We start from the raw sequence: 25389 nt of genomic DNA, 5'->3' as shown, positions 1-25389 counted from the left end.
GGCCGGCGCCCAGTCCGCCACCGGGAACAAGAACAAGCAGCCGTACCAGTTGCCGGACTTCTACGTGCCGTATCCGGCGCGGATCAACCCGCACCTGGAGCAGGCGCGCGAGCACAGCCGGGCCTGGGCGTACGCGTTCGACATGATCGACGTACCGCAGGAGGGCAAGGCGATCTGGGACCTGCACGACTTCGAGTCCCACGACTACGCGCTGCTGTGCGCGTACACCCATCCGGACGCCCGGGGCGGCCGCGCTCGACCTGGTGACCGACTGGTACGTGTGGGTGTTCTACTTCGACGACCACTTCCTCGAGCTCTACAAGAAGACCCAGGACACGGCCGGCGCCAAGGCGTACCTGGACCGGCTGAGTGCGTTCATGCCGGTCGAGGGGCCGATCACGGCGACGCCGGAGAACCCGGTGGAGCGCGGTCTCACTGATCTGTGGAACCGGACCGTGCCGTCGATGTCGACCGGCTGGCGGCGGCGGTTCGTGGAGACGACCGAGGCGTTGCTGGCCGAGTCGCTGTGGGAGCTGTCCAACATCAGCGCGGGCCGGCTGCCGAACCCGATCGAGTACGTCGAGATGCGCCGCAAGGTCGGCGGCGCGCCCTGGTCGGCGAACCTGGTCGAGTACGCCGTGCAGGCGGAGGTACCGGACGAGGTCGCGCACCTGCGGCCGATGAAGGTGCTGAGCGACACCTTCTCCGACGCGGTGCACCTGCGCAACGACCTGTTCTCGTACCAGCGCGAGGTGGAGACCGAAGGCGAGCTGAACAACGGCGTTCTCGTCGTGGAGCGCTTTCTCGGATGTTCTCCGCAGCGCGCGGCCGATCTGGTGAACGACATCCTGACGTCGCGGCTGCACCAGTTCGAGAACACGGCGCTCACCGAGGTGCCGCCGCTGCTGGAGGAGCACGGGGTCAGCCCGCAGGGGCGGCTCGACGTCCTGAGCTACGTGAAGGGACTGCAGGACTGGCAGTCCGGTGGGCACGAGTGGCACCTGCGGTCGAGCCGCTACATGAACGACGGCGGTCAGGCGGCGACGCTCGGGCCGAGCGCCTTTCTGGACGGGCCGAAGGGGCTGGGCACGTCGGCGGCCCGGATCCTGCAGTCGATGGTGACGTCGGCGCCGTACCGGATCCGGACGCATACGCACCGCCCGTACGAGGTGGTGGAGCCGGTCGAGTTGCCCGAGCTGTACATGCCGTACCGGGCCAAGCTCAGCCCGCATCTGGAGAAAGCGCGATCCAACGTTCTCGACTGGGGTGAGCGGATCGGAATCACCGACGGTGTGGTCTGGGACCGGCATCTGCTGGAAATCGCGGATCTCGCGTTGTGTGCGGCGGGCATTCATCCCGACGCCGAGCCGGACGCGCTCGACGTGTCGACGCAGTGGCTGGCCTGGGGCACGTACGCCGACGACTACTACCCGGTGGTCTTCGGCCGAACCCATGATCTGACCGGTGCGAAGGCGGCGAACCGGCGGCTGTCGGCGCTGATGCCGCTGGATCTGAACGGGCAGATCGCCCCGGTGAACGGGCTGGAGCGCGCTCTCTCCGATCTGTGGCAGCGGACCGCGGGGCCGATGGCGCCGGAGGCTCGCGCAGCGTTCAAGCACGCGATCGAGTCGATGACCGACAGCTGGTTGTGGGAGCTGGCGAACCAGTTCCAGCACCGGATCCCCGACCCGGTCGACTACCTGGAGATGCGCCGACGCACGTTCGGGTCCGACCTGACGATGAGTCTGTGCCGGATCGGGCACGGCCGGACCGTGCCACCGCGGATCTACCGGACCCGGCCGATCCGGGCGCTGGAGAACGCGGCCGCCGATTACGCCTGCCTGGTGAACGACGTGTTCTCGTACCGCAAGGAGATCCAGTACGAGGGCGAGCTGCACAACGGCGTGCTCGTCGTACGGAACTTCCTCGACTGCGACCTGCCGACAGCGTTCGCGACCGTGAACGCGTTGATGACGGCGCGGATGCGGCAGTTCGAGCAGCTGGTCGCGGTGGATCTGCCGGTGCTGTTCGACGACTACGAGCTCGACGACGCCTCCCGGCGGGTCCTCACCGGTTACGCCGAGGAACTGCAGAACTGGATGTCCGGGATTCTCGTCTGGCACCAGGGCTGCGGCCGGTACGACGAGGCCGAGCAACTGCATCTTCCGCGGAAGGTGCTGGGCCTGTCGACGGGGCTGGGAACGTCGGCCGGGCGGATCCGGCGACCCATGAGTGGTAAGCGACTGGAGGGTGCACTGTGACGACATCTGAGACCGAGGTCAAACCGCAGCTCAGTCTGGGCACCGCGGCCGCGCGTCAGCTGGCCAGTACGACAAAAACCGTGCCGCAGATGCAGGGCATCTCGCCGCGCTGGCTGCTCCGGATCCTGCCCTGGGTGGAGACCAAGGGCGGCGCCTACCGGGTGAACCGCCGGACCAGCTACGCGGTCGGGGACGGCCGGCTGACGTTCTCGGTCTCCGGGGCCGACGTCCGGGTGATCCCGCAGGAGCTGACCGAACTGGCACCGCTGCGCGAGCTGGCCGACACCGACGTGCTGCAGGAACTGGCGAACCGCTTCGGGGTCGAGGAGTACGAACCCGGCTACGCGCTCACCGAGTTCGGCAGCCGGATCGACGACGTGTTGTTGATTGCCCATGGCAAGGTCAGCCGGATCGGCATCGGCCCGTACGGCGACGGCACCGACCTGGGCCTTTCGGCCGACGGCGACTATCTGGGCGAGCAGCTGTTCCTGGATCCGCCGGAGAGCATCTGGGAGTACACCGCCCGGACGACGACCCGGTGCACCGTGCTGCGCCTCACCCGGCAGTCCCTGGAGGAGCTGAAGGATCGTTCCGAGGTGCTGCGGGCGTATCTGGACGACATCCGGTCCCGTCCGCGGCCGCCACAGAACAAGAACGGTGAGGCCGAGATCGCGCTCTCCTCCGGTCACGCGCTGGAGGACGACCTGCCCGGGACGTTCGTGGACTACGACCCCGCGCCGCGGGAGTACGAGCTGAGCGTCGCGCAGACGATCCTGCGCGTGCACACCCGCGTCGCCGACCTCTACAACCATCCGATGAACCAGACCGAGCAGCAGTTGCGGCTGACCATCGAGGCGCTGCGGGAACGCCAGGAGCACGAGCTGATCAACAACCGGGACTTCGGGTTGCTGCACAACGTGGACTTCAAGCAATGCCTGTACCCGCGCACCGGTCCGCCGACCCCGGACGACTTCGACGAGTTGCTCACCCGCCGGCGCAAACCGCGCGCATTGCTGGCCCACCCGCGGGCGATCGCGGCGTTCGGGCGGGAGTGCACGAAGGCCGGGGTCTACCCGGAGAACGCTCTCGTCGACGGCCAGCGGGTTCAGACCTGGCGCGGGGTGCCGATCCTGCCCTGCAACAAGATCCCGATCGACGCCGACAACACGACGTCGGTGCTGGTGATGCGCACCGGCCTCGAGGACGAGGGCGTGATCGGCCTGCGTCAGACCGGACTGCCGGACGAGGTCGAGCCGGGCCTGAACGCCCGCTTCATGAGCATCAACGAGAAGGCCGTCACGTCGTACCTGGTCAGCACCTACTACTCCGCCGCGGTCCTGGTGCCGGACGCCCTCGGTGTCCTCGAGCACGTCGAACTCGGCGGATGAGGAGTCCACGATGACGACAGTAGAACGGACCGGCCCGCCCGCGGACCAACCGGTGAAACGACTCCCGAGTCCGCAACTTCCGGCCCAGCAGTTGCTGGCGTGGTCCCGGGACCAGGTCGAGCCGGCGTTGCGGGCGGCGGTGGGAAAGATGCCGCTGGCAACGCAACGGATCACCAACTACCACTTCGGCTGGGAGGACGAGGACGGTACGCCGACCCGCGCGGACGGTGGAAAGGCGCTGCGCCCGGCCCTCGCGCTGCTCGCGGCCCAGGCCGTCGGTGGTACGGCGGCCGATGGCATCCCGGCCGCGGTGGCGGTCGAGCTGGTGCACAACTTCTCACTGCTGCACGACGACGTGATGGACTGCGACACCACGCGCCGGCACCGGCCGACGGCGTGGACGGTCTTCGGTCTCGGTCCGGCGATCCTTGCGGGTGACGCCTTGCTCGGCCTGGCGTTCGACGTTCTGGTGGCCAGCGGGCATCCGGCGGCCGACCAGGCCGCGAGAATGCTCGGCCAGGCCGTGCAGGAACTGGTCGAGGGACAGCTGGCCGACGCGCACTTCGAGACCAGAAACGAAGTAGCGCTCTCCGAGTGCATCCGGATGGCCCAGCTGAAAACCGGCGCCTTGCTCGGCTGCTCGACCGCCCTGGGGGCGTTGCTGGGCGGCGGCCGGACCGATCAGGTCGATCATCTGCGGCTGTTCGGTGAGGACCTGGGCTTGGCCTACCAGTACGTCGACGACCTCCTGGGCATCTGGGGCGATCCACGGGTCACAGGTAAGCCTGTCCACTCCGACCTGCGGCGCCGGAAGAAGTCGTTGCCGGTGGTCGCCGCGCTTGGCTCCGGGACCCGTGCGGGGCGAGGACTCGCCGAGCTGTACGGCGGGACGCACGACCTGTCCGACGAGGAGTTGGTCCGGGCGGCAGACCTGATCGACCAGGCGGGATCGCGCTCTCAGAGCCAGGCCCAGGCCGACGCTCTGCTGACCGCGGCTCTGGGGGAGTTGCGGTCGGCGACGACAGGGCGGCCCGCGGACGACCTGGAGCGGCTGGCGCGATTGGCGACCCGTCGGGACCGATGAGCATGGGGGGAGCTATGCCGAAATACACGGAGTTGGCCCATTCGCCGGTCGCGCCGGTCGCGCCGGTCGCGCCGGTCGCGCCGGTCGCGCCGGCAAGCGCGGCAAGCGCGGCAAGCGCGGTCGGACCGGCCGTCGCGGGGACGGGGGCCGCGGACCGGCGGACGATCCTGCTGGCCTCACCGCGGTCGTTCTGCGCGGGGGTCGAACGAGCGATCGAGATCGTCGAGCTGCTGCTCGAGCACCGCCGGCCGCCGGTCTACGTGCGCAAACAGATCGTGCACAACACGCACGTGGTGGCTGATTTGGAGAGCCGCGGGGCGGTTTTCGTCGAAGAGCTGGACGAGGTGCCCGACGGCGCAACCGTGGTGTTCTCGGCGCACGGGGTGGCGCCTTCGGTCCGCGCGGAAGGAGAGCGGCGCGGGCTGGACGTGGTCGACGCGACCTGCCCGCTGGTGACGAAGGTGCACGCCGAGGCCCGCCGGTACGCCGCGCGCGGCGACACCGTCGTACTGATCGGGCACGCCGGGCACGAGGAGGTCGAGGGCACGATGGGAGAGGCCCTGGACCGGACCGTGCTGGTGGAGAGCGTCGAAGACGTCGCCGCGTTGGAGGTCGACGATCCCGACCGGGTGTCGTACCTGACCCAGACCACCCTGGCGGTCGACGAGACCACGGCGATCCTCGATGCCCTGCGCAACAAGTTCCGGAACCTGCGCGGACCGGACTCGGCCGACATCTGCTACGCGACCACCAACCGGCAAGAGGCACTGGGAGCGCTCTCCGAGGAAGCCGACCTGGTTCTCGTGGTCGGCTCGGAGAACTCGTCGAACTCGCGCCGCCTGGTCGAGCTCGCCGTTCGCCGCGGCACCCCGGCGTACTTGATCGACGATGCGACCGGGGTCCGGGAGGAGTGGCTGGACGGCGTCCGGGTGATCGGGTTGACCGCGGGCGCGTCGGCGCCGCCGCGGCTGGTGGACGGAGTGATCGCGGCGATCCGCGAACGCGGCGAGGTCGAGGTGGTTGAGCGGGAGATCACCCGGGAGACCGTTCACTTCACGTTGCCGGTCGCGGTGAGGCAGCCATGACGGGTGTCGCGTGCCCGGCGCAATCCGCCAGGAGGCGGCGATGACGGCGGTGTCGTTGGGTGTGCCGAGCGTTCCGGTGGTCCGGCGGAAGTCGCGGCAGATAATGGTCGGGTCGGTGCCGGTCGGCGGGGGCGCACCGGTGTCGGTGCAGTCGATGACGACAACTCCGACCGCCGACGTGAACGCGACGCTGCAGCAGATCGCCGAGCTGACCGCGGCGGGCTGCCAGATCGTGCGAGTCGCCGTACCGTCGCAGGACGACGCCGACGCGCTGCCCGCGATCGCGGCACGGTCGCCGTTGCCAGTGATCGCGGACATCCACTTCCAGCCCAGGTACGTGTTCGCCGCGATCGACGCGGGCTGTGCCGGGGTGCGGGTGAACCCGGGCAACATCCGCGCGTTCGACGACCAGGTCGCGGGGATCGCGCGAGCCGCGTCGGCGGCCGGCGTACCGATCCGGATCGGGGTGAACGCGGGCTCGCTGGATCAGCGGTTGCTGGCCAAGCACGGCAAGGCGACTCCGGCCGCGCTGGTCGAGTCGGCGCTGTGGGAGTGTTCGCTGTTCGAAGAGCACGGATACCGCGATCTCAAGATCTCGGTGAAGCACCACGACCCGCTGGTGATGATCGCCGCCTACCGCGAACTCGCCCGGCGGTGCGACTACCCGCTGCATCTCGGTGTGACCGAGGCCGGGCCGTTGCTGCACGGCACGATCAAGTCGGCGGTCGCGTTCGGCGTACTGCTGGCCGAAGGCATCGGGGACACGATCCGCGTCTCGCTGTCCGCGCCGGTGGTCGAGGAAGTCAAGGTCGGCGCCGGGATCCTGGCGTCGCTCGGGCTTCGGCCTCGCCAGTTGGAGATCGTGTCCTGCCCGTCGTGCGGCCGGGCGCAGGTCGACGTCTACACGCTGACCGAGCAGGTCGCGGCGGCGTTCGAGGGATTCCCGGTTCCGTTGCGCGTCGCGGTGATGGGGTGCGTCGTGAACGGTCCCGGTGAGGCGCGGGAGGCCGATCTCGGGGTCTCGTCGGGCAATGGCAAGGGGCAGATCTTCGTCCGCGGTGAGGTGGTCCGGACGGTGCCGGAGAACCGCATCGTCGAGGCACTGCTCGAGGAGGCGCTACAACGCGAGTGGGGAGAGCGGTCATGAGTTTGACCTTGAGTGGCTTGTTCTGGGTGGTCGGGTTGATGCTGGTCACCGCGGTGATGGCGGTGATCCTGCGCAAGGCCCGCCAGCACTTCGGGCGGGAGGCGAACAACGAGGTCGCCGGGCAGGTGTTCACGATCGTCGGCGGGGTGAACGTCGTGGTCGCGGCGTTCGTGCTGATCTCGCTGTTCGACGCGGCCGCCCAGGCCGAGGAGAACACCTACCAGGAGGCCAACGCGCTGATCGCCGTGCGCTGGGCGAGCGACTCGCTCGCCCAGCCGGCCCGGGCCCGGATCGAGAAGCTGACGCAGGACTACGCCAGTCAGGTGTCCGAGAACGAGTGGCCCGATCTGCGGGCGGGGAAGCCGGTCAACGAGCGCGGCTGGACCCTGCTGACGCAGCTGCAGAACGAGATAGAGCGCGTTCCGACCAAGAGCGACCGGGAGGAGGACAGCCGCGTCGAGGCGTCGGCGCAGCTGTGGAACGTGTACGAGGCCCGGCAGGAGCGGCTGAACTCCGCCGGGAGCGGGGTGAACGCGGTGGTCTGGTTCGCGATCCTGGTCGGCAGTGTGATGTCGATCGGGTTGATGTTCCTGTTCGGCGGACCGGGCGTGTACTCGTACGCCGTGATCGTGTCGATGCTGTCCGGGGCGATCGCCCTGCTGCTGTTCGCGATCTACCAGTTGCAGAACCCGTTCACCGGCGGCGCGAACGTCGGTCCGGACGCGTTCGTCGCGGCGCTGTCCCGCCTCAGTCGCGGAGGCTGACCAGTGATGGGAGGGGTACGGCGGGGTGGGGCATTGGCGGGGGCGGCAGGACTGGCGGTACTGCCGGCCGTGCTGGTGGTGGAAGAGTCGTCGGCCGAGTCCACGTGTGTGGTGCTGCACGTGGACTCGAGTGGACCGATCTCCCTGTCCCGGTTGCGACGCGTCGAGTTTCCGTCCGGGCGGATCACTGAGCTGGGCAAGCTCGATTACCAGATCGATGCGATGGGGTACGCCCGCGGACAGGACCTGGTCTACGGGATCGCTCTGCGCGATCGGCAGGGCTGGTTGAAGCGGAAGCCGCATCTGGTGTCGATCGATCGCCGTGGGACGGTAAAGGATTTGGGTGAGATACGGCGCGGTGTCGGTGGCGTCGCGGATCCGGTCGCCGGCGCGGTCTCAGGCAACCGGCTCTACCTGCGCGACGCGATGCGGCTCTACACGATGGACATCGATCCCGGCAGCCCGACGTACCGGAGTGTGCTGCGGGTGGTCCGGTTGAAGCCGATCGTCGGGACGTTGACGCTGGACGACTTCGCCGTGGATCCGTCGAATGGGCTGCTGTACGGCGTTTCCACGCTGGGGTTCGGGCACGCGAAGGTGGTGAGCATCGATCCGGGCAGTGGGGTTGTCCGTGTGGTGGCGGAGGTTCGGGGTGCGCCGTCGGTGGCGGCGTACAGCTCGGTGGTGATGTCGGGGAGAGCGCTCTATGCCGTACGTACGCGTCCGGGGTTGCCGAGTCGGACCGTTCGGATCGCGCTCTCTGGGGAGGCCCGGGAGCTGAACTCGTTGCCGTCGGCGTGGAGTGGGGACTCGGCTGGTTGCTTGAAGCAACAATCTGCACCGCCGCCGCCCCCGCCGCCACCACCTCCACCGCCCACGCTGACTCCGCGTCCGCCGGAAGAGACACCGACGCCGCCGGTGCCGCCGCGAACGGTGCGGCCGTCGGTTCCTCCGCCGCCCAGCTCGCGACCTTCACCGCGACCCTCGGCGCGTCCGACGCCTCGGCCGAGCGCTACGCCGACGGACGCGGTGGAGTTGCCGCCACCTCCGCGGCCTCCGACGTCGACTCCCATTCCTAGGCCGCGGCCGACCCCAAGGCCGCCGGTCGAGGTGACGCCGCCGGTGATCAGCGTGGCGCCGCGGATGGCGTCGGTTCCGGAGGAGCCGGACCGGACCGTGCAGGTGCTGCGGCGGTGGTCGATGGCGACGTTGCTGGTGATCCTCAGCGGCGGCGCGGCGATGGCGGCCCAGCGACGGATGCGGCGGTGATCCGGACGGATCGGAGGTGAGACCGGCTCACTTCGACGCGGGTCGGCGGTGCGGGAAGACAGGGGAGCGGTCACACTATGTACATGAAGTTGTTGACTGAGAGTAGTTTGAACGAAACAAACGGCTACTGTTCGGCGGTGTTGCCACAGAGGGTGGCTATTGGCTGCTTGGCCGAGATGACGCTCTGTTCTGCCCCTGAGCACTAGGCGAATGGCGGTGCACGGGGAGAGCGGGGGCCGGCCGGAGCGGTCGGACGGGCGGGGTCGTGTGGAGGGACGGGATCGGTCGGAGAGACGGGATCGGCTGGAGGGGGACGACCGGGCGGACCGGCCGTTCCAGGCGCGGCTGGTGGGGCGGGAACGGGAGACGCGGGTGCTCCGAACCGCGCTCGCGGCGGCGCCGAGTCTGGTGCTGGTGGTGGGGGAGGCCGGGTCCGGTAAGAGCCGTCTTGTCGCCGAGATCGCGCGGGACCATCCCGCGCGGTGGCTGACCGGTCAGTGTCATCCGGTGCAGGATCAGGTTCCGCTCACTCCGGCGCTCGAGGCGTTGGCTCCGGTGCTGAATCAGCAGCCAGGGACGGGGACGCCGTGGCGGGGTGAGCTCGTTCCGGGGATGCGGCATTCGGTGTTCGCGCGGGTGACCGAGGTGCTCGGGTCGCTCGGTCCGGCGGTGCTCTTCCTGGAGGATCTGCACTGGGCCGATCGCGGGACGCTGCAGCTGCTGCGGTTTGTGGCGAGCCGGTTGCCGCGGGAGGTGCGGCTGGTGGGGACGTACCGGCCGGAGGACACGCGGCTTGCGGGCGAGATCACCGCCCTGGCGGGATGCGTGCGGGCCGGGACGCGTACGGCCGAGGTGCGGTTGCCTCCGTTGCCGGCGACCGCCGTACGGGAGCTGGCGGCGGAACTGCTCGGCATGGAGACGTTGCCCGATTCGTTGGCGCAGGAACTGGTCGAGCGGACTGGTGGGTTGCCGTTCGTCGTGGAGGAGTTCCTCCGGGACCTGGCGGTCGGGCCGGACGGACCGGTGCCGGCAGTGCAGCGCGCGCTGGTGGAGACGCGAGCGCCGGTCGCGTTGCGGGCGTCGGTCACGATCAAGCTGGAGCAGTTGACGGAGGCGTGCCGACGCGTTGTCTGGGCGGCCGCCGTACTGGATTCGCCGGCGTCGGACGGGTTGATCGGTGCGGTCGCCGAGGTGCACGGGCCCGAGCTGACCGAGGCGGTTGACGTCGGGCTGGCGCGTGGGTTGCTGGGGCAGGTGCGGCCGGGGTTGTACGACCTGCGGCATGCGTTGGCGCAGCGGGCGGTGTACGACACGATCCCACCGGACGAGTTGCGGCGTTTGCACCGACGGGCGGCCGAGGCGCTGGCGGCGCGGGACCCCGCGGCGCATCCGCGGATCGCGGACCACTCGCGGCGGGGCGGGCTGATCGACGTGTGGCTGGCGCAGGCCGAGCTCGCCGCGGCCCAGCTGGTCGCGGCGGGAGAGGCGGAGAGCGCGATCTCGCAGTTGCTGGAGATGCTGCGGATCGAGGTCCTGCCGTGGCCGGACCGGGCGCGGCTGGCGACCCGGCTCGCGCATGCGGCTGTCGAATCGTCGCTGTGGGCCGAAGCAGTGGTCGCGGTGCGGGTGGTCTTGGACGAGGCGTTGCAGCCGAGTGCCGATCGCGGGCGGTTGAGGCTGGCGCTCGGGGTTCTGCTGCACGACCGGGCGGGGGAGTTCGGTACCGCGCGGCGCGAGTTGGCGGCGGCGGTCGAGGAGTTGGCGGAGGATCCGGCGAGTGCGGCGTGGGCGATGTCGGTGCTGGCGGTGCCGACGACGGGGCCGGAGGAGATCGCGGAGCACCGGGCGTGGATGCATCGGGCGCTGAGGTTGCTGGGGGAGACGCGCGGGGCGGGCGGTGATGGGGAGGACGGGCCGACGCGCGGCCTGGGTGTCCGCGGCGAAGGCAACGGGCGGACTGACGTCTCCGGTGTTCCCGGCTCGCGAGAACGGCCGGCGTCGGGCGACGTCGGCCGGGTGAGCGACGGCCCCGAGCGCGTCGCACGTGCGATGGTGCGGCGGAATCGCGGGCGGTTGGCGGTTGCGCTGGGGGACTTGTCGGGCGTGGACGAGTCGGCATACTCGGCGCGGGGCCTGTTGTGGCTGGGGCATGACCGGCGGAGTGCGGCGCTGCCGGCGGGCGTGGGGACCCGGTTGTGGCAGGCGTGGCTCGCGGGCGACTGGGAGCTGTTGCCCGAGCAGTTGCTGAGGGCAAGGGCTGCGGCTGAGTCGGCGCCGCTGGTGCAAGCTGAGCTCGACCTCGTGGCCGGGAGGATGCGGTTGGCTGAGGGTGATGTCGCCGGGGCTCAGGAGTTGCTGATGTCGGTCGGCGGCGAACTCCCAGTACGGGCGGCAGCATTGGCGACACTCGGGCGGATCTATCTCACGATCGGCGAGGGTCGCGCGTCGCTGGCTGCAGTCGAGGAGCTCGTGCAGGTCGTACGGCGTAAGGACGGATGGGCCTGGGCGGGCGAGTTGGTCGCGACCGCGTGTCTTGCGTTGGACGCTGTCGGGCGGCGGGACGACGCCGTGGGACTGTTGACCGAGTTCGAGGCCGGTCTGACCGGCCGCGACGCTCCTGCTTCTGTTGCTGCCGGCAAATTGGTGCGGGCGGCAGTGGTCGGGGATCTCACCTTCGAGGACGCGGCGTCGGCGTACCGGGCGATCGGTCGCCCGTACGACGAATGTCTGGTGCTGGAGCAGAAGGCCCGGCGAGCGCTCGACGCGGAGGAGCCGGCGGAACTGGTCACGCTGACCGCGACGTACGAGAAGCTCGGTGCGCGGTGGGACGCGCGGCGGTGCCGGGACGCGTTGCGCGAGGCCGGCGTCGCAGTGACGTCGCGGCGGGGACGGCGGGGCTACGGGAACGCGCTCTCTCCGCGGGAGCTGGAGGTCGCCCGGCTGGCGGCGCGCGGGCTCAGCAACAGCCGGATCGCTGCCGAGCTGTCGTTGTCGGTGAGCACCGTCGAGGATCACCTGACCAACGCGATGCGCAAGCTGAAGATCCGCTCCCGCCACGACCTCGGCCCGCTGGTGAACCCGTAGATCCCCGAGGGTCCGCTCGGTCGGCGAGTGTGATCGGTGACTGATCCCTACTCGTACTGCAACGCCTCCAGGGGGTTCAGCCGGGCGGCTCGGCGGGCCGGCCAGATGGCGGCGAGGATGCCGACGACGATGGGCAGGACGCCGAAGACGATCAGCTGAGCGACCGGTACGGCGAACGCGACTTCCTCCAGGCGCGCCGCGAGCAGCAGCGCCAGGCCCAGACCGAGCACGATGCCGATCGCGGCGCCGATCAGGGCGGTGATCACGCTCTCGTGCCGGATCATCTTCCGCACCTGCCCGCGGGTCAGCCCGACCGCGCGCAGCATGCCCAGCTCGCGGGTGCGCTCGAAGACGGTCAGCACCAGCGTGTTCACGATGCCGAAGAGGCTGACCAGCACCGACAGCGCCAGCAGCACGTAGAGCACATTGAGGATGCTCTTGATGCCGTCGGTCTGCGACTTCTTGAACGCGTCACGATCGAGCGCCTTGGCGTTCGGGAAGGTGCTCAGTGCCCCTTCGAGAGCAGCTGTGTTCGCGGCCGTGACGCCACCGGTCAGGTTGACGAACGTGTACACGTTCAACGGCTGCGGGTTGTTCGCGTCGAAGGTCGGCGTCGAGATGGTGACGTTGCCGAACGGCGACCCACCGGCCGGCGGCCGGAACACCCCGACCACTTTCAGCGGCAGCGCCTTGCCGGTCACCGTGGTCAACGTGAGCTGCGATCCCACGGAGAGCGCGTGCTTGTCGGCGTACTCCGCGTCGACGATCGCGCCGTCGGCGCCGAGATCGGCCAGCGACCGTTGCGAGCCCGATCGCCAGTCGAAGGTGAGCAGCGCCGGCGCGGCGGCGTCGACACCGGTGATCTGGATCCTCTCGCCGTACGCCGAAGCCTGTCCGCCGCGCACGCTGGTCACCGCCGAGACGCCAGGAGTCGCGGCGACCGCCGCGGCCACGTCGGGCGGTAGCGGGCTGAAGTTGTTCTGTGCCGTGATCGCGTAGTCCGCGCTGAAGATGCCGTCCACGGCGTCCTCGAACGGCTTGATGATCCCAGCCCCGAGCGTCGCGACCAGCGTGACGAGGGCGAGCCCGATCATCAGCGCCGCCGCGGTCGAGGCGGTCCGGGCCGGATCGCGGCGGCTGTTCTGCCCGCCGATCGTGGTCGCCGGTCCGTCAGGCAGTACGCGCGGGAACTCCGCGGTCCGCCGAAACGCCCGCTTGATCAGCCAGGACAGGACCAGCACCGGCCAGGCGATCGCCGTCAAGGTCACCACGGACCACCGCGCGACCGGATCGGACGCCGCGGCCAGCGGCTTGACCAGCCGGGACGAGAACAGCGCGACTCCGACGAACAGCAGCAGGACACCCCCGCCGAGCATCACCAGCAGCGTCGACGTCGGCAACCCGTCGACGAACAGCCCGACCACCACCAGGGCGATCCCCGCGATCGCGAGCAATGCCGCTCCCAGCGGCCGGTACCGGTTGAAGCGTCCCGGAATCGGCTTGGCCCCTTCCCGTACGGCGGCGATCGGCGGCACCCGGGTCGCGCGCCAGGCGGGCCGCAGGCTGGCGACGACGGTGACGAGAATCCCGACCAGCAGACCGACGACGATCGTGCGGGTCCGGAACACGAGCCCGTTGTTCGGCAGCGAGAACCCGACCGCGTCGAACAGGTTGAACAGCCCGGTCGCGATCGCGAGCCCGAAGATCAGCCCGGCCACCGACGCGAGGACGCCGGTGATCAGCGCTTCGAGCACGACCGAGCCGAGGATCTGCCGTCGCGAGGCGCCGAGCGTACGCAGCGTGGCGAACTCACGGGTGCGCTGGGCGATCGTGATCGACAGCGAGTTCGCGATCACGAACGAGCCGACGAACAGCGCGATCCCGCCGAACACCAGCAGGAAGGTGCGGAAGAAGTCCAGGAATCCACTGGTCTCCTCGGCGTCCGCGGCGGCCTGCTCCTGCGCCGTACGGACTTGTGTCCCGGCGGGCAGGACCTTGCCGACGGCATCGACAAGCTGTTGCGGCGACACCCCGTCCTTGGCGGAGATCAGGATCTGGTCGAGCCGGCCGGTTTTGCCGAGCAACTTCTGCGCTGTGGCGAGGTCGAAGCCGGCCAGCGTGGCGCCACCGATCGACGAGACCTCACCGAACTCGACCAGGCCGGAGATCCGCATCCGCTCGGCCGGGCCGCGCGCCTGAACGGCGATCTCGTCGCCGGCCGCGAAGCCCTTCTTCTCGGCCGTCTGGGTGTCGATCACGATCTCGTTCGGCCCGGGCCAGCTGCCACCGACCAGGCTGAGCGTGTTGAACTGCGGCAGGTCCGGGTTGACGCTGTAGCCGAGGTTGGGCGAGCCGCCGAAGACGATCGCCTTGCCGTCGCGGCCGATCATCTGGACCTCGCCGAACACGCTGCCGTCGGCGGCGTCGACCTCGGGCAGCTTCTGGATCGCGGGCAGCACGGTCGCGGTGAACGGCGGCGCGACCCCGCCGGCGGAGTCCGAGGTCGTGTCGAACGCGGTCTTTCCGCTCACCGTGGCGTCGGTGTTCTTGTAGCTCTCGGAGAAGATCGAGTCGAAGGCGCTGGTGATCGAGTCGGTCAGCACGTAGGTGCCGGAGATCAGTGAGACGCCCAGTACGACGCCGATCGCGGTGAGCGCGGTCCGGAGCTTGCGACTGAGCATCCCGGCCAGCGCGAAGCGGATCACTGCAGGTCCAGCGTGTCGATCAGCTGCAGGATGTCGTGCTGACTGATCCGCCCGGTCTCCTTCACGATCCTGCCGTCGGCCAGGAACAGGATCCGGTCGGCCATCGCGGCCGCGCGGGCGTCGTGGGTCACCATCACGGTGGTCTGCCCGTACTCCTCGACAGACTGCCGCAGCAGATGGAGGATCTCCTTGCTGGTGCGGGAGTCGAGGTTGCCGGTGGGTTCGTCGGCGAAGACCACGGTCGGCTGGGACGCCAGCGCCCGGGCGATCGCGACTCGTTGCTGCTGGCCACCGGAGAGCTCAGCCGGTCGATGGGTGAGCCGATCGGCGAGACCGACCCGTGCGACGAGCGCGTCGAAGTACTCCGGATCGGCACCCAGGCCGGCGATCGTCAACGGCAGCAGGATGTTCTCCCGGGCCGTCAGCATCGGCAGCAGGTTGAAGAACTGGAAGATGAAGCCGATGTGCTGCCGGCGCAACTTGGTCAGGTTGTCGTCACCGAGGGTGGTGATCTCGGTACCGGCGATCCGGACCGAGCCGGACGTCGGCTTGTCCAGCCCCGCCAGGATGTGCATCAGCGTCGACTTGCCCGAGCCGGACGGTCCCATCACCGCCGTCAGCTGTCCGGGCTCGATCCGCACGCTCACCCCGTGCAGCGCGCGGACCGCGGTGTCGCCTTCGCCGTACACACGGACCAGCTCGTCGGCCTGCACGACGTCGGTGGATCGGTTCGTCGGTTCTTCCGTGCCGATCATTGCCCCTCCCGGCTGATCAGCGGCCCCCAGCCGAGCTTGTCCCCGTCCCTGCGCCGAGTCTGCTCCTGGTGCCCGGCCGGCACAACGGCTTTCCGGCGAAGTGGGGGATCGATCAGGGAGCATCCGGGGGACACGGCGTGGTCGGGATCCCTACTCGAACGCGACCTTCCAGGAGCCTGTCGCGGGAAAACGGTTCGCCCGACGAGGTCACAGGGCAGGAGGATGGCCGGATGGACGACGTGCTGAAGGCGTGGGGGCTGGCGGATGCCGTCGTGCGGCCGGTGGGGGTGGGGACGAACAACACGAGTTACTTCGTGAACGACGAGTTCGTGCTCCGGGTGCACTTGAACTCGGGGCTGCCGGACTACGAGCACGCCGTCCTGCGGGCGCTGGGGGACTTGTCGTTCGCCGTACCGGAGCCGGTGGTGACGCGGGACGGCCGGACCTGGGTGCCGTACGGCGACGGCGTGGCGAGTCTGTGCCGGCGGATCGTGGGGGAGCATCCGTCGCGGTCGGATGCGCGGCAGGCGGAAGCTTGCGGGCGAGCGCTGGGGGAGTTGGATGTCGCGCTGGCGGGCTTGGAGGGATTGCCGGTGCGGAAGGTGTGGAACGGCGACCTGACGCAGGTGCATCCCTTGGTGCCCAGTCCGATGGAACTGATGGAGGAGGTACCGGCAGTCGGCGAGGTGCTGGCCCGGATCCGGCCGCGAGATGATCTGCCGGTGCAGCTGATCCACGGCGACTTCGCTGCGGGCAACGTACTGGTCGTGGGAGATCGCGTCACCGCGATCCTGGACTTCGAGTTCGCCGGCCCGGGGTACCGGGCGATGGATCTCGAGACCGGACTGTGGAGCTTCGACTCCGACGAGTGGTCGACACCCAAGCCCTGGCCGGTCAGCGACGCGTTCCGGCGGGGGTACTTCGAGTGGTTGCCGCTGAGCGACGGCGAGATCGCGGCGCTGCCGTGGCTGCAGGTCGTGCGCGAGGCAACGAGTTTCGTGCACTGGGCCGGGAGGCATCGAGCCGGGCTCACGTCGTACGACGACCTGCGTGGCCGCGGGGAGCGGTTGCTGCAGGTCGCCGACGTCATCAGATGGTGATGACGAGCTTTCCCCGCGGATGCCCGTCGCGGAGGTGGTGGATCGCGGCGGCGGCCTCTTCGAGCGGGTAGGTCCGGTCGATCGCGGGCGTGACCTGGCCGGCCTCGATCAGGTCGCGGAGTTCGGCGTAGTCCTCGGCGCGTTCCGAGCTGATCAGGCCGCGGAGTTGCTGGCCGATGAACGGTGAGATCAACGCCGCGCGCAGGATCCGGCTCATTCCGCCGAGCGGTCCGCTGGTTTCGCTGCCGATGATCACCACGCGGCCCTTGGGTTTCAGGGCACGCCGCAGAGAACGCAGAGAGCGGTTCCCGCCGGTGTCCAGGATGAAGTCGTACGCCGCCGTCGGCAGCTCGTCGCGGGTGTAGTCGAGCGCCTCGTCGGCGCCCAGTTCCCGGACCAGGTCGAGCTTCGGCGTACTGCAGACGCCGGTGACGTGAGCGCCGAACGCTTTGGCCAGCTGGACGGCGTACGAGCCGACGCCGCCGGCCGCGCCGAGCACGAGAACGCGCTCTCCCGGCTGGATCCCGCGAAGGCCCTGCAGCGCCGTACCGGCCGAGATCGGGACCGCGGCCGCCTGCTCGAAGGTGAGGTTGGCCGGTTTGCGCGTCAACCGGCTGACGCGGCCCACGGCGTACTCGGCGAAGGAACCTGTCTCGCACGTTCCGAACACTTCGTCACCGACACGCAACGACGTGACCCCGGCGCCGACCGCCTCGACCACGCCGGCGACGTCCCGCCCGCTGACCGGCACCTTCGGCCGGCGCAGTCCGAATCCCAGCCGGACGATGCGCGGTTGCCCCGCCATCAGATGCCACGTCCCCTGATCGACGCCCGCCGCCCGCACGCGGACCAACACTTGGTTGCCCCCAGCAACGGGCGGCTCGAGCTCGGCCACCCGCAGCACCTCCGGCGGTCCGTACCGATCCTGCACAACTGCTCTCATGATGATTCCTCCCCTGGATACTGAAAAACGTCCTCGAGCGGTACGCCGAAAACGTGCGCGATCTGGAACGCGAGCTCCAGCGACGGCGAGTACCGCCCCTGCTCGATCGCGATCACCGTCTGCCGCGTCACCCCGATCCGCCGCGCCAGCTCGGCCTGAGTCATCTCGTCGTGGGCGAACCGCAACGCCCGGATGGCGTTCGTCACCCGCGTCGGCTTCACCACGGCAGCCCCCGCCGGTACGCGACGATCCGCGCCACGGACCCGAGCACCGCGGACAGGAAAAACGCCAGGTACACCGCGTTCGCGATCCAGAAGTGGTCCACCTCCAGCATCGCCAGCCCCATCGCGGTGACCCCACCGATCACCACGAACGACTGCCCCACCTGCTCCCCGAACCGCGCGATCTCCAGATCCCGCTGATCCTTCTGCAGGCCGTCCTCCTTGGCGCCGGCCCCGGCGACCACCATCTCGACCACGATCGCCGCCACGATCGCGGCGCCGATCGACCACAGCATCACCGCGACGTACGGCGTGTCACCCCAATCGCCGTCCACCCGGCGCAGCACGACCACCAGGTACACCAGATAGCCCACCACGGACACGCTCAGGAACACCCAAGCCCGCTTCTCCTGGAACGCCACGATCCCACCCCCTGTGTAAAACATCTTTGACACTCTCGAAGGTAAAGCACAACGGACATCGTGTCAAAGATTCTTTACAGCCGACGGCAGAGAAGAACCGGGTGGGGACCCCAATGGCCCCCACCCGGCAAAGGAGAGAACTAGCGAGCGACCGCCACGCATCTGGTCGTGGACTTCTTGGTCGGGTCGGACTCGGACGTGGCGGTCAGGGTGACGCGGCCGATCGCTGCCGCGCCGGTGTCGTGCTTGGCCTGGACCGGGACGGTGACGCGCTGGCCGGCCTTGGCGGTGGTGAGGGCGTTGGGCAGGTTGACGGACCAGCCGCGGCCCTCGACCTTGGCGGTGAGGCGGTAGACGTCGCTGTTCAGGTACTTGCTGACGTCCTCGGGGTGCTGGCCGGCGGGAGCGGCGGCCTTGCCGGTGTTGGTGAGCGGGAAGTTGCAGGTCGCCAGCCCGTCACGGGCGGGCAGGCCGACCGTCGGCAGGACCCGGACGCCGCGCTGGGCCGGGTCGGAGCCGTCGAGCGAGCGGACGGCGACGGTGTAGGACAGGATGCCCTTGGCGTCGCGCTTCACGTTGGTGACGTAGAAGTGCAGCCGGTTCGCCTGGTCGACGTACTCGTACTCGCTGCCGGAGTTGGTGCCGGCGTGGAACAGCGCGTCGGACAGCTGCCGGTAGTCGCCGATCGTGATCGGCACCTTGGTGCCGTCGGGCATCACGTAGTCGGTCATGTTGATGTCCTGCGGGTTGGCGTCGATCACCCACTCGAACGGCGCTCGGTCCTGGTCCTTGGTCTTGGCCAGCAGGACGCCGGAGTCGGGGGTGAACGAGTCGGTGCCCATCCGGTCGACGACCTCGAGCGTGTAGTTCTGGTAACCGCGGCCGTCGCACAGCGGGTCGGTGGCGATGTTGCAGGGCGGTGCGAGGTCTCCGCCGCCGAGCGTGATGTTGATGCCGGACAGGCCGTTCGGTCCCGGCTGCGCCACCCGCGCGGTCACGTCGGCGACCACGACACCGGACTGCGCGAGGGCCTCCCGGTTGAGCCGGAGCACGTTCTGCTCGTCGACCATCTTGAGCTTGATCTTGTTGCGCAGCATGTGCTGGGCGCCCATCGAGGCGCCGCCGGTCGCCGGGATCATCCATCGGCTGTGCGGTCCGCCAGGGCCGTTGAAGCTGCCGCGGCTGAGCATTTCCCAGATGCCGGTGTACGCACGCCGCGGCGGGTCGCCGTACGGGTTGTTGTAGTTGTCGCCGATGCCCAGGATGTGGCTGAACTCGTGCGCGAAGACGCCCATGCCGGAGCTCTCCGCCTGGGTCGACGACCCGCCGCCGGCGTTCGGCCAGATGGACGCGCCGGCTGCCCAGGACGTCCATTCGACGTACCGGGTCTCGGCCCAGTTGCGCTGATCCGGGATCGGCGGGCCGAACTCCTCGGTGACCTGCTCCCTGGTCGGGAACTTCATCATCCCGAACTCCTGCCAGGTGGACGATTCGTCCTGGCCGGCGCTGAGGAAGAAGACGAAGTCGAACCCGGCCGGGACCTGCGGGCCCTGGTCGGCGACCCACGCGGCCTGGCCGTCGGCGCGGATGTTGCGCGTGCAGTCGTCGGTGCCCGGACAGTCCACGTCGGCCTGGAACTCCATGGCGTACTCGTGCGACTTGCCGGGCATCAGGTACGGGCCGAACGCGCTGAGCTCCACGCCGTACCGGCCGCCGGAGTCCTCCATCCAGTACTCGTGCAGGGTGTGGCCGCGGTTGAGCGCGCCCGGCTTGTTGAGGAAGTCGTGGTAGAACTGCGCGACCTGGTCCCGCGGTACGCCGTTCGCCTCGGCGCTCGGGTTGCCGAACGGGGTGGAGTGCTTGGGCTGGGTCACCACGAACGGCTGGTTCGGGTAGTCGACCAGGACCAGCGCACCTTTGAACGTGCGGGTCGAGCCCTTCACGGCCGGGTCGGCCCAGTTCGTGCCGGGCGGCTTCTTGTAGTCGGACCACGTCATGTGATCCGGGTTCTCCCAGTTCTGCGGATCGATGGGGGCACCGAACGCTCCGGTGCCACTGGCCGGACCGGCCAGGCGGTTCGCCGCCGGCTGCGGCTGAGCCTGCTGCCACGGCTGCTGCTGCGGCCAGTGGTCGAACTGCCAGGCGTTGGCCGGGTCGGGCCGGTCGGCCAGGGTGGCCGGCGCCGGAGCCGCGAGCGCGACTCCACCGATGGCCGCGGCGGCGAGCACACTCACCAGCCGCAGGACAAGACGGGACTTCCGTTGGTCGGGCACGGGCGGTATCCGATCGACGATGGGCGGCAAGTAACCCCGAAGGCCGGGGTGACGGGGATTTCTCGCCACAGCATGCCCAGTCGAAGCCGTCGCCGAACAGGAGTCATTCGAGGGTTTTCCCCTGTCTTGCGGCAGTGACGGGTCAGGCGGCGGCACGCGTCGCGTGATAGGCGAGGTGGTGGGAGGTTGCGAAGGCGACCGGTTTGGTGGTCGCGCCGAGCGCGCTGCCGGCGCCGTTCGCAGCCTCGGCGAACTGGCGATCACCCCACGAGTAGTCCGGTCCGGCGAAGCTGCCCGAGGCGACCAGGTGCCGGCTGACCAGGCGCACAGTGCGGGTTCGCGAGTTCTCCTCGTCAGGTTCGCGGATCCGCTCTCGCAGGTAGAGCCAATGGTCAGCGCACGTGTACTTGACGCTGATGTGTTTGCTGGGCCAGCCACCCGACTCGAACACCGGATGGGTCACGCCGTAGTCCCCGAGCAGAACGTCGTCCATACCGGCGTCGACCACTGCTCGCCACAGCAGTTCCTCGTATCGAGGTTGCTCCCACAAGTCGGTCTGGTTGAGTGTCTTCGGCACCGAGCCGCTGAGGAGCGTGGTCGAACGGAACGATCCCCAGCGTCGTACGGCGTCGAGGATGGTTGCGGTCGTCTCGACGAGCCGCTGATCGACTGCCGGCAGGTAGACGAGGTCGAGGATCAGGTCGACCACGTCGAGATCTCCGGGCAGGCGGTCGAGAAATCCGGGCAGCCGGCGCAGCAGTCCGGACAGCGGCTCAGTGCCCAGGTCGGCCGGGCGAAGGCGGACGGCGTACCCCGTGCCCATCTCGTCGGCGAGTCGCCCGATCCGTGCGAGCTGGTCGTCGGTCGCATCGAGGCGCACGACCGGGATGAAGGTCGCGGGGGACTCGAAGAGATCCGGTGGAAAGCTGAGCCGGTCGGCGAGATCGCCGAGGATTCCCGCGGCTCCGCCCACGAGTTGCGGTGCGGCGCTCAGCCCCGTCGCATCAAGCATCACCAGCCGGTCCATGGCCGCCAGTCGTCGGGTGACGTCGGTGACGCGGTCCAGCAGGTTCGTGGTCGACACGTTCGGGTCGTAGTCGAGGCAGAGCAGAGGCTGGACCGGAAAGCCGTCGGGTACGACGTCGAGAGCCGCGAACTCGCCCCCTTTCGCCCGCAGCGCGACAAGACTCCGGAAGGCGCTCGCTCGGTTCATCTGGTCGCCTCCTGTCACACACCGTCACCCTTCGTCAACGGTACGAGGGTTGGCGCAGGCTTGCAGACGACACGATCGTGAGAGGTGAGATGACTGTATACAGTATGTACTGCAGCAGTTAGCCTGTGCTCTTGCGCACTGTCGTAGAGAACGGAGGACTCGTCCCCCATGTACTCAGTCACAGACCCGGCGACGGGTGAACTGGTCGAGGAGATCGAGAACGCCAGCGACGAGCAGGTTCGGGCCGCGATCGGGCGGGTGCACGCCGGGTTCTCGGCGTGGCGGCGGCGGCCGGTGGCCGAACGGGCGGCGATCGTCGCGCGGGCGGCGGAGCTGTTCGCGGAGCGGGCCGACGAACTGGCGGCGATCATGACGCTGGAGATGGGCAAACGGATCAACGAGGGCCGCGGCGAGGTCGGCATCGTGGTCGACATCTTCCGGTACTACGCCGAGCACGGCCCGGACCTGGTCGCCGACGAGCCGATCACGATCAAGGGCGGCCGTGCGGTGATCACCAAGGAGCCGATCGGCGCGCTGCTCGGCGTGATGCCGTGGAACTTCCCGGTCTACCAGGTGGCCCGGTTCGTCGCGCCGAACCTGGTGCTCGGCAACACGATCCTGCTCAAGCACGCGTCGATCTGCCCGCGGGCGTCGGTTGCGATCGAGCAGATCCTGTACGACGCCGGCGTACCGGACGACGCCTATGTGAACGTGTTCGCGTCCAGCCGGCAGGTGCCGTGGATCCTCGCCGACCCGCGGATCCAGGGCGTCTCGCTGACCGGCAGCGAGCAGGCCGGCATCTCGGTGGCCGCCGAGGCCGGCAAGAACCTGAAGAAGACCGTGCTCGAACTCGGCGGGTCCGACCCGCTGATCGTGCTGGACACCGACGACCTCGACGAGACCGTCAAGGCGACCGCGACGGCCCGGATGCGCAACTGCGGCCAGTCCTGCAACGCGCCGAAGCGGATGATCGTGCTCGCCGACCTGTACGACGAGTTCGTCGACCGGCTGACCAAACGGGTTTCGGAGTACTACGTGGCCGGCGACCCGGCCGATCCGAAGACGACCTTGCCGCCGCTGGCGTCGGTCTCGGCCGCGGACGAGGTAGCCGCTCAGGTCGCGAAGGCGATCGAGCAGGGCGCGACCCTGCGTACCGGCGGGCACCGGATCGGGCCCGGCGCCTACCTGGAGGCGACCGTGCTGACCGACGTCACGCCGGAGATGGACGCGTACCGGGACGAGATCTTCGGCCCGGTGGTCCTCGTGTTCAAGGCCGAGACGGAGGAGGAGGCGATCGCGATCGCGAACGACTCGCCGTTCGGACTGGGGGCCAGCGTCTGGGGCACCGATCCGGAGCGCAACACCCGGGTGGCCCGGCAGATCGAGGCGGGCATGGTTTACCTCAACAGCGCGGGTGGTTCGCAGGCGGACCTGCCGTTCGGTGGGATCAAACGCTCGGGGATGGGGCGCGAGCTGGGGCCCGCGGGCATCGAGGAGTTCATGAACAAGAAGTCGATCCGGCTTTAGCCGGCTCCGCTCCGCGGCACGTCGGACAAGTCGGTGGGACCTCGGACAGGTTATTCGCTGTCCGGGGTCCCCGTTTGTTGTCCGCGGTCGCCACGAGATGATCAGGGGGTGGGTGGACAGGAGCGGGTGTGGCAGCGGGTCGCGCGGCTGGATGCGGACTGGGCCGCGGCGGAGATCGCCAAAACGGCCGGGATTCGGTTGGTGGTGGAGGGGCCGTGCGGCGGCGGTGAGGTCGGGGCCGCGTTCGTGCGATGGGAGGACGGGCGCCGATCGGTGCTGAAGTGGCGGCCCGGCGTGCAGCTGGAGGAGTTCGAGCGGGGACCGCTGGCGGTGGTCGAGGTGTTGCGGGCTGAGGGATACCCGGCGCCGCGGACCGAGTTGGCCGTGCAGGTCGGTACGGCGGTGGTGACCGTGCAGGAGTTGATGCCAGGGGCAACCGTCGAGCGGCTGAGCCTCGACCTGCTCGATCAGATCCTCGAGCTGAACGCCCTGCAGGCCGACCGGTTGAAAGGGTCGGACATCGAGCAGTTGCCGACGTACTTGCACGAGGACGGGCCGGGCTTCTGCCTGCACGGGCCGCTGCGGGAGTTCAGCGCGCGGACGGCGGACCTCGAGCGGCGGATCTCGGCGGTCGACGCGGAGGTGCTCGTGGGCGACGACGCGCTGCACGTCGACTTCCATCCCGGCAACCTGCTGCAGACCGACGGGCGGATCAGCGGGGTGATCGACTGGGACGGCGCGGGGCGCGGGCATCGGGGGTTCGACTTGGTGACGCTGCGGTTCGGCGTCCAGAGACCGGACGACGTGGTCGCGCGACTCGATGCGCTGCTCGACGAACTCCCGTACGACGTACTGCGGGCATCCTGGGCGCACATGAGTCTGCGCATGGTGGACTGGGCGATCCGGCACTTCCCGGCCGGCGAGGTCGACACGTGGGTCGACCTCGCCGAGCAGCGGATCTAGGCGACGGTCGCGAGCCCCGTGTCCGCCGCCGCGGACGACTCACGCCGATCCAGCCGACCCGAGATCAGCGCGAGTACCAGCGCGCCCACGGCCATCGCCGCGCCGGCCCAGTTGGTGGCCGCGTAGCCGTAGCCGGCCGCGATGACCAGACCGCCGAGCCAGGCCGCCAACGCGTTGCCGAGATTGAAAGCACCGATGTTGACCGCCGAGGCGACCGTCGGCGCCGCCGACGCGCTGGCCAGCGTACGCAGCTGCAGCGGCGGCGTGGTCGAGAACGCAAACCCCCCGAGCAAGAACAGGGTGATGATCGCCGGCACCGCCCAGTGCGCGGTGAACCCGAAGACGACGAGCACGAGCGCGAGCGAGCCGAGCGAGGTGTAGAGCGTCGGCATCAGCGCGCGGTCGGCGAAGCGTCCGCCGAGCAAATTGCCGAACACCATGCCGATGCCGAACAGCACCAGCAACCAGGAGATCGCGCTCTCCGGCAGCCCGGCGTCCTCGGTCATCATCGGCGCGACGTAGGTGAACGACGCGAACACGCCGCCGAAGCCGAGCACCGTGGTTCCGACCGCGAGCCAGACCTTGACGCTGCGGAACACCGCGAACTCCGCGCGCAGGTTGCCGCCCGCGGGACGCGCGATCTCGGGGACCAGCGCCGCGATCCCGATGAGCCCGACGATGCCGAGCCCGGCGACCACCCAGAACGTCGCGCGCCAGCCGAGACCCTGCCCGATGAACGTGCCCATCGGCACGCCGAGCACGTTCGCGACCGTGAGGCCGGTGAACATCAGCGCGATCGCGCTGGCCTTCTTCTCCGGCTTGACCAGGTCGGAGGCGACCACCGCGCCGACGCCGAAGAACGCGCCGTGGCACAGCGCGGTGACGATCCGCCCGGCCATCATCACGCCGTACGACGGCGCGACCGCGGACAACACGTTGCCGGCGATAAAGATTGCCATCAGCAACAGCAGGAGCTGCTTGCGGCGCATCCGGTTGCCGAGTGCGGTCATCGGCAGCGCGCCGACGGCGACACTCAGCGCGTAACCGGTGATCAGCCAGCCGGCCGCCGGGATCGAGACGGCGAACTCGGTGGCGACCTCGGGCAGCAGCCCGGCGATGACGAATTCCGTGGTGCCGATGCCGAACGCGCCGATGGCCAGCGCGAGCAGAGCGAGCGGCATGAAA

General features: G+C 69.4%; 19 protein-coding genes. 11 read left to right on the top strand and 8 right to left on the bottom strand.

The window, feature by feature from the left end; translation table 11 throughout:
- Window positions 1-263 precede the first annotated feature (263 nt).
- The 8 genes from BWI15_RS12475 to BWI15_RS12440 all read left to right on the top strand — a co-directional run bounded on the left by BWI15_RS12475 (window position 264) and on the right by BWI15_RS12440 (window position 12082).
- Entirely contained in the window at window positions 264-2261 is a 1998-nt protein-coding gene (locus tag BWI15_RS12475; RefSeq protein WP_237771240.1) for a terpene synthase family protein, read from the top strand.
- A complete protein-coding gene (locus tag BWI15_RS12470; protein WP_077014478.1) occupies window positions 2258-3649 on the top strand; it encodes a family 2B encapsulin nanocompartment shell protein in 1392 nt (463 codons plus the stop codon). Before BWI15_RS12475 ends, BWI15_RS12470 begins: the two co-directional genes overlap by 4 nt.
- A gap of 10 nt (window positions 3650-3659) precedes the next feature.
- Window positions 3660-4733, top strand: coding sequence for a family 2 encapsulin nanocompartment cargo protein polyprenyl transferase (locus BWI15_RS39705; protein WP_083750714.1), 1074 nt, complete (start codon window positions 3660-3662; stop codon window positions 4731-4733).
- Window positions 4734-4747: 14 nt separating this feature from the next.
- The gene (gene ispH / locus BWI15_RS12460) at window positions 4748-5818 is read left to right on the top strand and encodes a 4-hydroxy-3-methylbut-2-enyl diphosphate reductase (protein WP_193432154.1); all 1071 of its coding nucleotides are present in this window, start codon (window positions 4748-4750) and stop codon (window positions 5816-5818) included.
- Between the two features lie 40 nt (window positions 5819-5858).
- A complete protein-coding gene (ispG, locus tag BWI15_RS12455; protein ID WP_077014477.1) occupies window positions 5859-6965 on the top strand; it encodes a flavodoxin-dependent (E)-4-hydroxy-3-methylbut-2-enyl-diphosphate synthase in 1107 nt (368 codons plus the stop codon).
- Window positions 6962-7729, top strand: coding sequence for a bestrophin-like domain (locus BWI15_RS12450; protein WP_077014476.1), 768 nt, complete (start codon window positions 6962-6964; stop codon window positions 7727-7729). The genes ispG and BWI15_RS12450 overlap by 4 nt, the downstream gene beginning before the upstream one ends.
- A 6-nt stretch (window positions 7730-7735) precedes the next feature.
- Window positions 7736-8998, top strand: a complete 1263-nt coding sequence (locus tag BWI15_RS12445; RefSeq protein ID WP_077014475.1) for a DUF6923 family protein — start codon at window positions 7736-7738, stop codon at window positions 8996-8998.
- Window positions 8999-9208: 210 nt separating this feature from the next.
- Window positions 9209-12082, top strand: a complete 2874-nt coding sequence (locus BWI15_RS12440) for an ATP-binding protein (RefSeq protein ID WP_083750712.1) — start codon at window positions 9209-9211, stop codon at window positions 12080-12082.
- 47 nt (window positions 12083-12129) lie between these two features.
- On the opposite strand, the gene BWI15_RS12435 is transcribed toward BWI15_RS12440, so the two are convergent.
- Together BWI15_RS12435 and BWI15_RS12430 are read right to left on the bottom strand one after the other, a co-directional pair.
- Window positions 12130-14787, bottom strand: coding sequence for an ABC transporter permease (locus tag BWI15_RS12435; RefSeq protein WP_077014473.1), 2658 nt, complete (start codon window positions 14785-14787; stop codon window positions 12130-12132).
- Window positions 14784-15542: an ABC transporter ATP-binding protein gene (locus BWI15_RS12430; protein ID WP_077014472.1), complete on the bottom strand. Its 759-nt coding sequence runs from the start codon at window positions 15540-15542 to the stop codon at window positions 14784-14786. The genes BWI15_RS12435 and BWI15_RS12430 overlap by 4 nt, the downstream gene beginning before the upstream one ends.
- Before the next feature lie 230 nt (window positions 15543-15772).
- On the opposite strand from BWI15_RS12430, the gene BWI15_RS12425 reads away from it, so the two are divergent.
- Entirely contained in the window at window positions 15773-16642 is an 870-nt protein-coding gene (locus BWI15_RS12425; protein ID WP_077014471.1) for a phosphotransferase enzyme family protein, read from the top strand.
- Here BWI15_RS12425 and BWI15_RS12420 read toward each other — a convergent pair.
- The 5 genes from BWI15_RS12420 to BWI15_RS12400 form a co-directional block, all read right to left on the bottom strand.
- Window positions 16632-17585, bottom strand: coding sequence for an NAD(P)-dependent alcohol dehydrogenase (locus tag BWI15_RS12420; RefSeq protein WP_077014470.1), 954 nt, complete (start codon window positions 17583-17585; stop codon window positions 16632-16634). The genes BWI15_RS12425 and BWI15_RS12420 overlap by 11 nt on opposite strands.
- Window positions 17582-17791 (bottom strand): helix-turn-helix transcriptional regulator, encoded by a 210-nt coding sequence (locus tag BWI15_RS12415; protein WP_269087164.1) that lies wholly within the window; start codon window positions 17789-17791, stop codon window positions 17582-17584. The genes BWI15_RS12420 and BWI15_RS12415 overlap by 4 nt, the downstream gene beginning before the upstream one ends.
- Before the next feature lie 11 nt (window positions 17792-17802).
- Window positions 17803-18252 carry a hypothetical protein gene (locus BWI15_RS12410; RefSeq protein WP_077014468.1) on the bottom strand — a complete coding sequence of 150 codons (450 nt, stop codon included), beginning with the start codon at window positions 18250-18252 and terminating at the stop codon, window positions 17803-17805.
- A 116-nt stretch (window positions 18253-18368) separates the two neighbouring features.
- Window positions 18369-20501, bottom strand: coding sequence for a M6 family metalloprotease domain-containing protein (locus BWI15_RS12405; RefSeq protein WP_237771239.1), 2133 nt, complete (start codon window positions 20499-20501; stop codon window positions 18369-18371).
- Window positions 20502-20643: 142 nt separating this feature from the next.
- On the bottom strand, window positions 20644-21714 hold the full coding sequence (locus BWI15_RS12400) for a beta family protein (RefSeq protein ID WP_077014467.1): 1071 nt from the start codon (window positions 21712-21714) through the stop codon (window positions 20644-20646).
- A 168-nt stretch (window positions 21715-21882) separates the two neighbouring features.
- Here BWI15_RS12400 and BWI15_RS12395 point away from each other — a divergent pair, with 168 nt between their 5' ends.
- The gene (locus BWI15_RS12395; RefSeq protein WP_077014466.1) at window positions 21883-23241 is read left to right on the top strand and encodes an NAD-dependent succinate-semialdehyde dehydrogenase; all 1359 of its coding nucleotides are present in this window, start codon (window positions 21883-21885) and stop codon (window positions 23239-23241) included.
- 108 nt (window positions 23242-23349) lie between these two features.
- The gene (locus BWI15_RS12390) at window positions 23350-24204 is read left to right on the top strand and encodes a phosphotransferase enzyme family protein (protein WP_077014465.1); all 855 of its coding nucleotides are present in this window, start codon (window positions 23350-23352) and stop codon (window positions 24202-24204) included.
- On the opposite strand, the gene BWI15_RS12385 is transcribed toward BWI15_RS12390, so the two are convergent.
- The gene (locus BWI15_RS12385; protein WP_077014464.1) at window positions 24201-25385 is read right to left on the bottom strand and encodes an MFS transporter; all 1185 of its coding nucleotides are present in this window, start codon (window positions 25383-25385) and stop codon (window positions 24201-24203) included. The two genes, BWI15_RS12390 and BWI15_RS12385, sit on opposite strands and share 4 nt — an antisense overlap.
- Window positions 25386-25389 lie beyond the last annotated feature (4 nt).

The sequence above is a fragment of the Kribbella sp. ALI-6-A genome (assembly GCF_001984195.1).
Lineage (GTDB): Bacteria > Actinomycetota > Actinomycetes > Propionibacteriales > Kribbellaceae > Kribbella.
Note: the sequence above shows the minus strand (reverse complement) of the source record. Positions and strands in the feature narration are given on the sequence as shown.